This is a genomic window from Aeromonas sp. R1-1 (assembly GCF_040908495.1).
GTDB lineage: Bacteria > Pseudomonadota > Gammaproteobacteria > Enterobacterales > Aeromonadaceae > Aeromonas > Aeromonas veronii.
Genome location: NZ_JBFODV010000017.1, coordinates 1 through 12,811, shown reverse-complemented (window position 1 = coordinate 12,811; position 12,811 = coordinate 1). Strand labels below are relative to the sequence as shown.

Below are 12,811 nucleotides of genomic sequence, written 5' to 3'. Positions count from 1 at the left end.
AGGGAGGTCTGCGGATAGTGACTGGCCGCCTCCAGCCAGAGCGCCAGAGCCGGTGGCACCAGTGCCGCCCAGTTGACCTGATGGCGCTGCACCAGCGGCAGACAGGTTGCTGCAGAGGGATCCTTTGCCAGCACCACGCAGCCACCGGCATAAAACACCCCGAGTGCCCCAGGGGAGCTCAGGGGAAAGTTGTGGGGCGCTGGCAGAGCGCAGAGATAGATCACCCGCTCATCCCAACCGCACACCGCTACGCTCTGGCGCACGCTGTAGCCATAGTCATCGTGGGTACGGGGGATCAGTTTGGGGGTGCCGGTGCTGCCGCCGGAGAGCTGGAAAAAAGCGACTTGATCGGCCGGGGTAGGAGTTGGCGCGATGGCAGTCAGAGGCGAACCATCAGCACGAGCCACGGTTTCAGGCTGACGCCATGCAAATCCTGACTGAAGATCACTCCCTTCAGCCTGCTCGAAAAACAGTGTCTGACAGGAAGGCGATACCCGCTCATCAAGGGCCGCGAGGCTTCCCGCTTCACCGGCAAAGCCGGGATGGGAGGGACTGAGTACCAGCAAGGCGGGCTCAATCTGGCGGGCAAAGGCCACCAGCTCGCGCCGCTGATGGCTGTAGAGGGCATGCACCGCCACCACGCCGCAGCGGATCAGGGCAAACCAGCAGATATAGAACTCGGCACAATTGGGCAACTGCACCAGAGCAGTATCGCCATGGCCCAGCCCGTGCGCTGCCAGCCGCGCCGCCAGCGCATCGACCTCACGCTTTAACTGGCCATAACTGAGGGTGCGCTCGCCGCAGATCAGGGCCGTGCGCTCGGGATAACGTTCGGCGGAGTCATCGAGCAGGGCGGTGAGCGGTTGCCCGCGCCACCACCCTTGCGCACGGTAGTGGGCTGCCAGCTCTACAGGCCAGGGGGTAAAGGGCACCAGCGGCTTCATGCAGTTACCTCCGGCTCCCGGCTCTCGAGGCCAAACGCCCGCAGCATGGTGCCGAGCTTGGCGGCGGTCTCCTGCCACTCTGCTTCCGGCGAGGAGCCCACCACCACCCCGGCACCGGCATAGAGCCGCAGCTGCTTGCCGGCCAGCACGCCACAGCGGATGGTGACTACCCACTCGCCATTGCCATCGGCATCCATCCAGCCGACAGCACCACAGTAGAAACGGCGATCGTACCCCTCAAGCCGGGCGATGGCCTGACGCGCAGCCGAAAGCGGCGTGCCGCACACCGCCGGTGTCGGGTGCAGCGCCAGCGCCAGTGCCAGCACGGGAGAGGGTTCATGGAGCCGCCCGGCGATGCGGGTCGAGAGGTGCCACATGGTAGGAGTGGCGATCACCTGCGGCTCGATGGGAACATCCAGCTCTCGGCAGAAGGGAGCGAGGGCTGCTGCGACTGCATCGGCCACCAGCGCATGTTCATAGCGATCCTTCTGCGCCCCCAGCAGCTCAGCACTAGCCGCCTGTTGATCGGAAAACGCGTGGCGCGGACGGGAGCCCGCCAGCGGATTGCTCACCACCGCCATCTCGCTGCGCGATACCAGCAGCTCGGGGCTGGCGCCAAGCAGGGTCTCCCCATCCGGCAGCGGGATCTGGAACACATAGGCGCCCGGATTCTGGGCCAGCAGAGAGCCATAGGCGTGTGCGGGGGAGGTCTGCTCTGCACTCTGCACATCAATGGCGCGCGACAACACCACTTTCTCGAGTTGCCCCTCGCTGAACTGCTGCAACGCCGCCCGTACCGCCCCCTGATAGTGGGCAGAGCCGGTCACTTCGCTCACCTCGCCATGGAGCTGGCAACAGCGGGCGGGCAACATCGCATCCCTTGCGACCCACTGCGATTGCGCCGGGATCACCAGATGCCAAGGGGATTGGGTATCAAACGGAATGGCGCCGATGGCGATGGGATTGGCCATCCCCTGCTGGCGCAACTGACGCAGATGGGCGAGCAGCTTCTCCGGTGGGATGCCGGTAAAACTGTCGTGGATACCGGAAGCGACCAGAACCCTGTCACCGCTGGCAAAACAGCACACTTTATCCAACCCGACCGCTGTGGCGGGCCACTCTCCTTCCAGTGCATGGTCACACATGACGGTGCTACTCCTTGGAATGAATCACTGCCTGACACGACTTAAGGTGAGTCATTTGACTCACCAGATATCAGGGTGAACGGCATCCTAACAAGGAGCGAAAAAACGATCAATACAAATGAGAATCAATTTCATTAACTTCTTTTTAGTCAAAAGAGGGTGACGAACGAAACTGAGCTTCGCCGATAAAAAAGAGTTGCGATCGGAGCAAATTCAACTTGATAATGATAACGCTTATCATTTGAATGTTATGGAAGATGTAAATAATGAAATCCTCAACCTCCCGTTTTATTGCTCCCAGCCTGCTGGCCACTACCATCGTCACCCTGCTGACCCAGCAAGCGATCGCCGCCAGCAACGCCCCTCAAGCCGATGAGGTGATTACCGTCACCACCACGGCGCACAATACCCGCTCGGCACCGGCCTCTATCTCTGTCATCACCGCAGAACAGATCGCCGCCGCACCGGTCAATGACCTTGCCGACCTGCTGCGCCACGAAGTGGGCATTCAGGCTGAAGCTGACATCAATGGCCGCAGCGATATTGGCATTCGCGGCATGTCCGGCAAATACACGCTAGTGCTGGTGGATGGCAAACGCCTCTCCTCCTCCAATGCTCTGTGGCGCGGCGGCAACTTCGACAACACTCCGGTTCCCCTTGGCATGATCCAGCGGGTCGAGGTGATCCGTGGTCCCATGTCAGCACTTTACGGCTCCGATGCCATCGGGGGTGTCATCAACATCATCACCAAGCAGCCGGGCAAAACCTGGCAAGGGGCGGCCGATGCCGACTTCAAGGCCATCGAGGGCAAGGATAGCGGCGATCAGCACAGGACCAACCTGGGCTTTACCGGCCCGCTGACCGACAACCTGCTGATCCGGATGAACGGTGAGGTGTATGACCGTCAAGCCTGGACCCCCACCGAAGCCGCTGACGGCATCCCCCTTATCGAAGCCAAGCAGACCCGCAACTTCGCCTCCACCCTCAGCTGGCTGGTGGATGAGCAGCAGCGCTTCGAGCTGGATTACCTCTACAACCAGGATGAGCGACCTCTCGATACATTCCGCAAAATCGGCAATAAGATACACAGCCGCCAACAGCAAAACGATCGCAACCTGTTTGGGCTGACCCACAAGGGGAACTGGAGCTGGGGTGACACCACCGTCATGGTCAACTACGAAAGCTCCAAGATAGATGACTTCAACGACATTCTAAAAATCCACCAGCAGCCTAAAGAAGAGAACAACTTTACTTTGAAGGGCTACACCAACCTGACGCTGGCCAACCACTACCTGACCCTGGGTGGTGAATATCTGGATCGGGAGCTGGTGGATGCGGTGAGTTACCAGGATATCGGCGGCAAGGAGAGCAACTCCCAGGAGGCGCTGTTCGCTCAGGACGAGATCGGCCTGACCGACAGCCTGACCTTCACGCTGGGCGGCCGTTACGATCACCACGGGCTCTACGGCAGCCACTTCACCCCGCGCGGCTATCTGGTCTATGAGATGAACGATGTGGTGACCGTGAAAGGCGGTGTTAGCCAGGCCTTCAAGGCGCCGGCCTCGCATCAGTATACAAACGGCTACAGCACCGAGAGCTGTGGAGGCCGCTGCAGCATCTATGGCAATGACAAGGTCAAACCGGAAACCAGCACCAACTACGAGCTGGGGGTCATCGCAGGAGAGGGGATCTGGGAGACCAGCGCCACCCTCTTCTACTCGGACATAGACGACATGCTAATCAACAAGGCGTTACCTGGTCCTCAAAAGCAATATTCTGACCGCACCTGGTACAACCTGGAGAAAGCCACCACCAAGGGGCTGGAGCTGACCGGCAAGCTCGACCTGACCGACAATATCAACCTCGGCGCCAACTACACCTACCTCAAGGCGGAAGGCGATCAGGGCCAAGCTCTGCCCGAGCGGCCGGAGCACAAGGCCAACGCCAAGATCACCTGGCAGGCCACCGAGCGGGTCAATGCCTTTGTCGGCACCACCTACACCGGCACCCAGTTTGCCGAGCAGACCGTCAACAAGGTTGTCGTACTGCACAAGCTGCCCGGCTATCAGACCTTCGATCTCGGCACCGGCTTCAAGGTCACCGAGAACTTTGACCTGCGACTGGGGATCAACAACCTGACCGACGTGCGCCTGCAAGAGAAAGACACCGTCTTCCAGAACGTCGAACCGGGTCGCAGCTACTACGTCAGCGGCTCAGCCCGCTTCTAAGGTAGCCAAGGCCGATATAACAGAGCGCGGGCCCATGCCCGCGCTCTATTAACCAAGAGAATAAGGGGAAGATCCCCACTGGACAGCAAAGAGCATGCAGATTTCCATTTGTCATCAGGATCGCTCATGTTCACCTCACTTCTGAATGCTTCACCCCTTGCCACCCTGCCCACCCCTGACGAGATGTTAAAGGCCAGACCCTGTCCGGCACGGCTTACTCGCCAAATCGCACGCAGCCGCCAGCAAGCCCGCCATATTCTGCAAGGAGAGGATGATCGCCTGCTGCTGGTGATCGGCCCCTGCTCCATTCACGATCCGGTAGCCGCCCGCGACTATGGTGGCCGGCTCGCTGAACTGCAGGGCCAATACGGGGAGCAGCTGCAACTGGTGATGCGCACCTATTTCGAAAAGCCGCGCACGACGCTCGGCTGGAAAGGATTTATCTTCGATCCCGACCTCGATGGCAGCGATCAACTGGAAAAGGGACTAACCCAGGCCCGCGAGTTACTGTTGGCCCTTGGACAGGAAGGGCTCGCCTGTGCCACCGAATTTCTCGATCTCACCAGCATGCTCTATCTGGGGGACCTCATCAGCTGGGGCGCCATCGGTGCCCGCACCACCGAATCCCAGCTCCACCGCCAGCTGGCCTCGGCCCTTCCCTGCCCCATCGGTTTTAAAAACGGTACCGACGGCAATATCCGGATCGCGGTAGAGGCGATCCTCGCCAGCCGGGCAGCCCACCTCTATACCCAGCCTTCCGGTGATGGCCAGCTGGCACTGGTGCGCAGCCATGGCAACCCCGACTGCCACCTGATCCTGCGCGGTGGCCGCCAGCCCAACTATCAGAGCTGTCATGTAGCAGAGGCTGGCGAGCTGCTGCGCCAGCACCATCTCTCCCCTCGCCTGATGGTTGATTGCAGCCACGGCAACAGCCAGAAGCAGCATGCCCGCCAGCTGCTGGTTGCCCGTGACATTGCCGACCAGCTGGGTGCTGGTAGCCATGCCATCGCCGCCATCATGGTGGAAAGTTTTATCTGCGAAGGGCGTCAGGATATCGGCAGCAAACCGCTGCGCTACGGCCAGTCGATCACCGATAGCTGTATCGGCTGGGAACAGACAAGGCAACTGCTCGATATGGTGGCAGAAGGGGTTGAGGCGCGCCGTCAGCAGCGGATCGCCCTGGCGGGATAAATGGCGGATTATTCAGATAACGCAGAAAACAGTGTGGCCCCGATGGGGCCACCTTGTTGTTCGCTGTTTGACACTCGTCAGGCGACTGACTCTCGCTCCACCAGCTGGGCTTCAAACTTGAGCGCCAGGCCGTCTACCGGCTTGTGATCGAGCAGACGCAGCGCCAGCTCGGCAGCGCGGCTGCCCATCTCCTCGATGGGGTAGCGCACCGTGGTGAGCTTGGGATAGATGTAGCGGGCGTAGGGGATATCGTCGAACCCCACCACCGACACCTGCTGCGGGATCTTGTAACCCCGCTCCAGCAGGCAAGAGATGGCGCCGGCCACCATACCGTCGTTGAAACCGAGCACTGCCGTGAACTCGACACCACGGGCCAGCAGTTCACTCATCGCCACATAGCCGCCATTTTCGTCGGCAAAGGCGCGGCTGACGAGAGCAGGATCAAAGGCGATCCCGGCTCTGGCCAGAGTCTGGGTGTAACCGGCCATCCGCTGCTGACCATCGACAAACTCTTCATCATCGGAGGTGATAAAGGCGATGTTGCGATGACCGGCATCCAACAAGTGCTGGCACGCGGTGGTGATCCCCGCCTGGTTATCGAGCCAGACGCAGCGATCCTCAAAGCCCGGCACCTGACGGTTGATGAAAACGATGGGGGTAGAGCCTGCCGCCAGCTCGCTCAGCTCCTCGTCCGGAAGCGCCTTGCTGTGGAGGATCAGCGCATCGCACTGGCGCTGCAGCAGCGCCTGAATGGCATGACGCTCGCGCGCGATATCGTGGTTGCCAGACATGACGATGGTGAACTTGTTGGCCTGATCGACCATGGTTTCGATGCCACGCATCATCTGGGCAAAGAAGGGGCCGCCGCAGAGGTCGCCAACCAGCACGCCAATGCAGTTGGAACGCTTGCTGACCAGTGCCTGGGCAAAACTGTTGGGTCGAAAATTCAGTTCCTTCATGGCCGCCAGTACGGCCTCACGCTTTTCCGGTGCTACCTGTGCCGTGTTGTTGATAACCCGCGACACGGTGGAGATAGACACATTTGCCAGCTGAGAAACGTCTTTAATCGTTGCCACTATCCATTCCTTTATTGTGGGGGAACCTGTCGGTGCCGACGCCCGAGTATACCCTGCGGCCTGATGCAATTCCCGGAGCCAGGTCACCAGGCATGTTTCCTTTGGTAACAAAACCTTACCCGATGATACCCGGCTGCAGGGAAATTTGAAAACAGGGGCCGGCTGGCGGCCCCCGACTCAATAGGCGTGATTGAGCTCCCGCTCCGACATGAAGCGCAGCGGCTGCTGCAGCTTGTGCTGATAGATGAGATCGAACGACAACACGTTTTGCACGTAGTTGCGGGTCTCCTTGTAGGGGATACTCTCAACCCACACGTCCATCGGCTTGTTGTCACTCTGCTCTCGCCAGCGTTTTACCCGTCCTGGCCCGGCGTTGTAGGCGGCCGCCGCCAGGATCCGGTTGCCATCATAGACATCCAGCAAGCGCTTGAGATAGGCGCTCCCCAGACGAATATTCATCGTCGGATCAAACAGTTGTTGCTCGTTGCGATAGGGCACCCCCAGCTTGCCGGCAGTCTCTTTGGCAGTAGCAGGCATCAGCTGCATCAGACCGCGCGCCCCCACCGGCGACTGGGCCAGCGGATAGAGGGCACTCTCCTGACGGGAGATGGCGTAGAGCAAACTGGTGTTCATGGTGCGCTCTTGCGCCATCTGGGAGAAGGTGCGTTTGAGCGGCAGCGGGAAGCGCAGGTCGAGGGCATCCCACGCTTCGGCGCGAATGCTGGCGAGAATGGCCAGCTCGTGCCAACCCTGATTGAGGGCAATATGACCAAACTCGATGCGCTGGGCCACCGGATTGCGATCCATGTTGTGGATCCACTCCGAGCGGGCCGCCGCAATCTCGTTCATCGACAGCAGCTCGCGCACCCGCAACAGGAAGGGCCAGCGCTGACTGGCCGTGCGCCAGTCCGGTACATGCTTGACGCTCTGGTTCTTGATGCGATAAGGCACCCCGGTGCGCTGGGCGGCCATAAAGCCGTAGAAACCGCGCAGGTTGGCGGTCTCCAGATAGAGATCCCGCGCCGGTTTTTGCTGCCCCTGCACTTCAAGGGAGCGCGCCATCCAGTAGCGCCAGCGATCCTCTTTCTGACGGGCCATCGGCATCATCTTCACCCAGCCGGAGAGGCCACGCCAATCCTGCTCCCAGATGGCCAGTCGTGCCCGCAGCTCGGTGATATCGGGATCCGCCAGTTTTTTCACCGTGCTGTCGACCCAACTGCGCTGGGCTATGGAGCGATCCAGCAGCAGGCGGCGGGCAATGGCACGCTCTACCGGTTTCACCTCGGCCTGGGTCAGGCCGAAACGGCTGCGAAACAGCGCAAGCTGGCGCAGCACCGACTCAGGCTCCTGATTGGCATAGCGGGTCAAGCCGAGGGAGAGCAGCTTGCGGGAATAGGGATTGCTGCTGAAATAGGCCGGGTTCATCGCCTTGGCGGGCTGCTCGAACAGGGTCACCATCTGATCGCCATAGCTTTGCAAGCCGCTACCCAGGGTCGCGCCAAGGTGGCGGATCAGATTGGGGTTTTCCGCCTCGAACGCCAGCGTCATCCGCTGCCAGATCTTCTCCTGAGTTCGCTGACCGGATGCCTGCCACAGCTGGAACAGTGGGGAGCAGGCATCAGGGCGCGATTGGCCACTCATCCAGATCTTGCCCGCCCCCTGCAACGCCTCTTTCGGCTTGCCGGTGTAATAGAGCGCCTGATAGTGCATGCAGAGCAGGTCGGTGGAGCTCGGCTTGGCCGGATAGAAGCGCAGGAACTGCGACCACTGCTGGCTCTGGGCCAGATAGGTCAGATAGCTGCGCTCCAGCCGGTTGGACTGGGGGGTATCTCCATGCTGGCGGATAAAGCGGGTCACATCGTTGTAATCGGCCGCCCCCGGACGAAAGGCGAGCTGATAGTAATCGAGGTAAGGGAGCAGGGGGTAATGGGTCAAACGGGCACGAATTTGCTGGAAACGGGCCTGATCATTGGCCCGTACGGCGTCATACGCCTGACGGTAGAGCGTCTGGTCGGCAGTCTGCGCCATCAGGGTCGGCACAAACAGCGCCGACAAAACAATTCCCCATACAGCTTTCACTGAACATCTCCATTGAGGGCAATACACCGCCCGGTGGCGGTGGGTCTACTGCCTCTCATTCTACCCGTTGCCGGGCAGCGCTACAGCGGGGAGCAGGGACTATTTTTCTGCCTCGCTCAGCTGCATTTCACGCAGTTGCTCCGGTCTGGTCAGCCGCTGTACATATTTCTCCAGATAGGGCACCGGCAGCGGCTTGGAGGCGAGATAGCCCTGATAGAAACTGCACCCCTGCGCCTTGAGAAACTCCAGTTGCTGACGGGACTCCACCCCTTCCGCCGTGACGTTGAACCCCATATGTCGCGCCATGGCGATCACCGCCTCGACGATGGCCATGTTGTCGCCATCTTTCGGGATGTCCTGAATGAATGAGCGGTCGATCTTGAGCTCATCGGCAGGCAGCCGCTTGAGGTAGCTCAGGGAGGAGTAACCGGCGCCAAAATCGTCGATGGCAAAGCTGATGCCGAGCTCCTTGAGCTCGGTCATCTTGCTGATGGTGTCCTCGGCATGGCCCAGCACCACGGACTCGGTGATCTCCAGATTGAGGCAGGCCGGATCCATGCCGGTTTGCGCCAACACATCGTGGATCCGCTCGACAAAGTCGGTGGCATGGAACTGCTTGGCACTGACGTTGACCGAGATCTGCGGAATGTGGATGCCGTTCTCCTCCCACAGCACATACTGGGCGCATGCCTCGTGCAGCACCCAGTTGCCGATATCGACAATCAGGTCCGTCTCCTCGGCGATGGGAATAAACTCGGCCGGTGAGACCAGCGAGCGACCGGCCGGCTGCCAGCGAATGAGCGCCTCGACACCAATGATATCGCCGCCATCGACCATATGCTGGGGCTGATAGTAGAGGGTCAGCTCTTGCTGGCTGAGGGCGTTGCGCAATTCATTGTGAATAAGCAGACGGCGATCCGCCTGCTGCTGCATCGAGGCATCGAAGAAGCGACGGGTCTTGCGGCCAGCGGACTTGGCCTGATACATGGCGGTATCCGCCTGCTTGAGCAGATCATCGACCCCCTGCTCCCGATCCGGAAACAGGGTAATGCCAACGCTGGCGCCGATGTGCAGCACTTGCCCCACATAGGTATAAGGAGCGGCAATCTCGGTGATAAGCCGTTCGGCAATGATATCGGCCTGCATCTCCGCCTGGGGCGGGCTGGCCGAGAGCGATGACAGCAGCAACACAAACTCGTCACCGCCGAGGCGGGCCAGACAATCCCCCTGTCTCACCAACCGTTTGAGACGGGCGGCGACCTCCTTGAGCAGCCAGTCACCGGTGGCGTGGCCGAGGGAGTCGTTGATGGTCTTGAAGTGATCGAGGTCGATAAAGAGCAGCGCGCCAATCAGACCGTCACGAGTCGCCTCGTTGAAGGTCTGCACCAGGGTCTCGTGCAACTGACGGCGATTGGGCAATCCGGTCAGCTCGTCGTAATAGGCGAGATCCTGAATGCGTCGCTCGGCCGCCTTGCGCTCGGAAATATCTTCAAAACAGATGACAAAGTGGCTGATCACCCCTTTTTCATCCTGCACCGGCGTCACTATCTCCCACTGGGGATAGGTGTGACCATCGACATGGCGACGCTGGGTCTCCCCCTGCCAGCGGCTGAGGGTATTGAGCTCGTAACCGAGCCCCCCCAGATTTGGCCAGAGATCCTCTTCCAGATGCAGGCCCAGCACCGACTGGCTGTCAAAGCCGGTGATCTGGCTGAAGGCGTTGTTGACCCGCAGGATCTTGAACCCCGGATCCGTAATGATGATCCCTTCGTGGGTCTCGAATGCAACGGCAGAGAGGCGCATCTGGGCATCTGATTGCAATCGCTCCAGCTCGGCCACCATCCGTACTGAGAAAGTATTGAGCACCGAGGTGAGGTTGCTGGTATCTGCCGGGGCCGAATAGAGCAGCGCCAGATGGCCCAGAAGTTGGCCTCTGGCATCAAACAGCGGCTGACCATAATAAGTCTGCCCGGCCGCCAGCCAGGGTTGATACTCCTGCGACTCGTCGATCACCTCGAAACAGATGGCACCTTGCTTGTAGAGCTCCTGACAGGGGGAGCCCGCCAGCGGATAGTCCTTCTGCACCAGCCCGTCGGCGGCCAGCACTTTGACCCGATCTGCACCGCACAACTCACCCACCCAGACCGCATCCACCTTGAGGATATGGGCCAGCTGGCTGACCAGGGTATTGAAGAAATCGAGTCCGGTGCGGGCAGAGAGCGCCTGCGCCAACTGGGTGAGCAGGGTGGTTTGCAGCAGCGGCAAAGAGAGATTGAGGGAGGATACCGCACTGTTGGCACTGTCGAGCGGGGCCAGCCAGCCACAGCAGATCTGCTGGGTGGGCACAAACTGGCCGCTCCAGAGCACATGGTTGAGCTGCCCCTGATCATCTTTCAGATGACCGATGAACTGTTCAGGCAGATGTGATTCATGAAGCCGGACGAGAAAGTCGGCAAAGCCTACCTCATCTTCCGGTAACAGGCGAGCGGCCCAGGGATGATTGCCCTCCCCTTGCCACTGCTGGTAGGCCCCCTGATCAGAGAGACTCCACTGATCATGTTGCCGATCGAAAAACCACATGACTTGCGTGGCCTGCTGCTTCATTTACCACTCCAACACAACAACCAACCACGTTTGATGTCCAATCAGGCATAGCAACGCCCCCTGCATCCGCTCATCAGATCAGAGGTTGCGAGGGAAGAGTACAAACATGCGATATCAAGCAGTGGAAACCGGACATGAGGTCGACACGAAGTGCTGCCAAGAAGGGACAGAAACGATCCTATTCCCGTCATACTGCCTGCCAGTTTCATGGAGCTCAAGCTGTTTTTGGCACGAAACCGGAAAAGATCACAATTTATAAGTTGCTGAATAGCCAAGGGAAGGTTATGTGACATAGATCACATTTCAATCTTTACCAATGAGTAATCTGAAGGTGAAGACACAAGCAAGACGACCCGAAGGGGGCCAATATGAAAATCGAAATTACCAGCAAAATCATCGACATCACCCCGGCTATCCGCGAGCGCATCGAATCCCGTTTTGAAAAGCTCGAACGTCTTCAGGTGCCTCTCATCACACCTCATGTGATTGTTTCCAAAGAGCGTCTGATGTTCACTGTCGAAGCCAGTGCTGGCATCCCCAACGGCAAACTGTTTGCCCAGGCAGAGCATGAGGATCTCTACGCCGCCATCAACGAACTGGGGCAAAAACTGGAGCGCCAACTCAACCGTCACACCGAAAAGCCGATTGCCCGTCGTGCCAACGCTGCGCTCAAAGAGCAGCCGCAACCGGATGAAGCTGACGCTTGATAGCATGCCGCAAGGCTAAAAATTCTAAAGAGCATAAAGGCGGGGTCACCCGCCTTTTTGTTGCCTGTGATTTGCCGACAAGCATCGCGTTACACCAGTGAACAGGCACCATCAACTGAGCCACTGCAACCGGGTATCCACCCCCTCTTGCAAACGATCGAGGATAGGCAGCAATACCAGCGGATCCTCCGGCCTCGGCACATCGGCCAGCTTTCCTTGCAACCGCTCCCGCGCCAGCGGCGACAGGTTGTCGTAGACAGCCTCATCCAGCAGCGGCTGTTTGACCGCAAGCGGCGGCATTTGCAGCGCCAGCCAGAGCCGCACATCCACCATGCTTCCCCCCTGTTGCAGCCGCTCATTGATGGCACTGCAGTCACTCCCCGCCCCTTCAGCCACCAGCACCTCTGCCGGTCTCAGGTCAAAGTGCAGACGCCAGTCACGGCTCTGGGAACTGGCCGCCGGTTTGGCATCAAACCAGGGCTGCTCCTCCACCGCGTCGGTCAGCAGGGCCAGATGCAACCGGAAATCCGCCCGATCCCCATGCTGCAGGTCACGGTTTAGGCGCTGCCCCAACTGGCCCTCATCGACGAGCAGGTGATTACGGATTGAACTGGGCAGCATGAGATAACTCTCGAAAATGGCGATTTCACTGGTTATCGGCCATAAATCCAATTCTTTTAATGGAAAAATCCTGCTTGGGGGTTCACAAAACCGGAAGATCTGTTAGTATGCGCCTCGCACTTGTGGAGGGGTTCCCGAGCGGCCAAAGGGATCAGACTGTAAATCTGACGGCTCTGCCTTCGAAGGTTCGAATCCTTCTCCCTCCACCATCATTCA

At 59.6% G+C, this 12,811-nt stretch carries 9 protein-coding genes and 1 tRNA gene; 4 read left to right on the top strand and 6 right to left on the bottom strand.

The genetic code is table 11. The features are described 5' to 3' along the window. Both AB5Y92_RS00730 and AB5Y92_RS00725 read right to left on the bottom strand, forming a co-directional pair. Positions 1–944, bottom strand: a 944-nt coding sequence (locus AB5Y92_RS00730; protein ID WP_368225155.1) for an AMP-binding protein, incomplete at its 3' end; no start/stop codon positions are given. After that, positions 941–2,089, bottom strand: a complete 1,149-nt coding sequence (locus AB5Y92_RS00725; protein ID WP_368225153.1) for an isochorismate synthase MenF — start codon at positions 2,087–2,089, stop codon at positions 941–943. The genes AB5Y92_RS00725 and AB5Y92_RS00730, both read right to left, overlap by 4 nt. A 266-nt stretch (positions 2,090–2,355) precedes the next feature. Between AB5Y92_RS00725 and AB5Y92_RS00720 the strand changes: the two genes are divergently transcribed. Both AB5Y92_RS00720 and AB5Y92_RS00715 read left to right on the top strand, forming a co-directional pair. Next, a complete protein-coding gene (locus AB5Y92_RS00720) occupies positions 2,356–4,317 on the top strand; it encodes a TonB-dependent receptor (protein ID WP_368225151.1) in 1,962 nt (653 codons plus the stop codon). 126 nt (positions 4,318–4,443) lie between these two features. Continuing rightward, positions 4,444–5,508 carry a 3-deoxy-7-phosphoheptulonate synthase gene (locus tag AB5Y92_RS00715; RefSeq protein WP_368225149.1) on the top strand — a complete coding sequence of 355 codons (1,065 nt, stop codon included), beginning with the start codon at positions 4,444–4,446 and terminating at the stop codon, positions 5,506–5,508. Between the two features lie 77 nt (positions 5,509–5,585). Here AB5Y92_RS00715 and AB5Y92_RS00710 read toward each other — a convergent pair whose 3' ends face one another. From AB5Y92_RS00710 to AB5Y92_RS00700, 3 genes are all read right to left on the bottom strand, one after another. Further along, positions 5,586–6,584 (bottom strand): LacI family DNA-binding transcriptional regulator, encoded by a 999-nt coding sequence (locus tag AB5Y92_RS00710; protein WP_040066127.1) that lies wholly within the window; start codon positions 6,582–6,584, stop codon positions 5,586–5,588. Between the two features lie 177 nt (positions 6,585–6,761). After that, on the bottom strand, positions 6,762–8,663 hold the full coding sequence (locus tag AB5Y92_RS00705) for a transglycosylase SLT domain-containing protein (RefSeq protein WP_040066126.1): 1,902 nt from the start codon (positions 8,661–8,663) through the stop codon (positions 6,762–6,764). 99 nt (positions 8,664–8,762) lie between these two features. After that, entirely contained in the window at positions 8,763–11,267 is a 2,505-nt protein-coding gene (locus AB5Y92_RS00700) for a putative bifunctional diguanylate cyclase/phosphodiesterase (protein ID WP_368225147.1), read from the bottom strand. Positions 11,268–11,635: 368 nt separating this feature from the next. Between AB5Y92_RS00700 and raiA the strand changes: the two genes are divergently transcribed. Continuing rightward, positions 11,636–11,974 (top strand): ribosome-associated translation inhibitor RaiA, encoded by a 339-nt coding sequence (gene raiA, locus AB5Y92_RS00695; protein WP_005334257.1) that lies wholly within the window; start codon positions 11,636–11,638, stop codon positions 11,972–11,974. A gap of 111 nt (positions 11,975–12,085) precedes the next feature. Here raiA and AB5Y92_RS00690 read toward each other — a convergent pair whose 3' ends face one another. Further along, positions 12,086–12,595: a VC2046/SO_2500 family protein gene (locus AB5Y92_RS00690; RefSeq protein ID WP_164537171.1), complete on the bottom strand. Its 510-nt coding sequence runs from the start codon at positions 12,593–12,595 to the stop codon at positions 12,086–12,088. A gap of 124 nt (positions 12,596–12,719) precedes the next feature. On the opposite strand from AB5Y92_RS00690, the gene AB5Y92_RS00685 reads away from it, so the two are divergent. After that, a tRNA-Tyr gene (locus tag AB5Y92_RS00685) sits at positions 12,720–12,804 on the top strand. Positions 12,805–12,811: the final 7 nt, after the last annotated feature.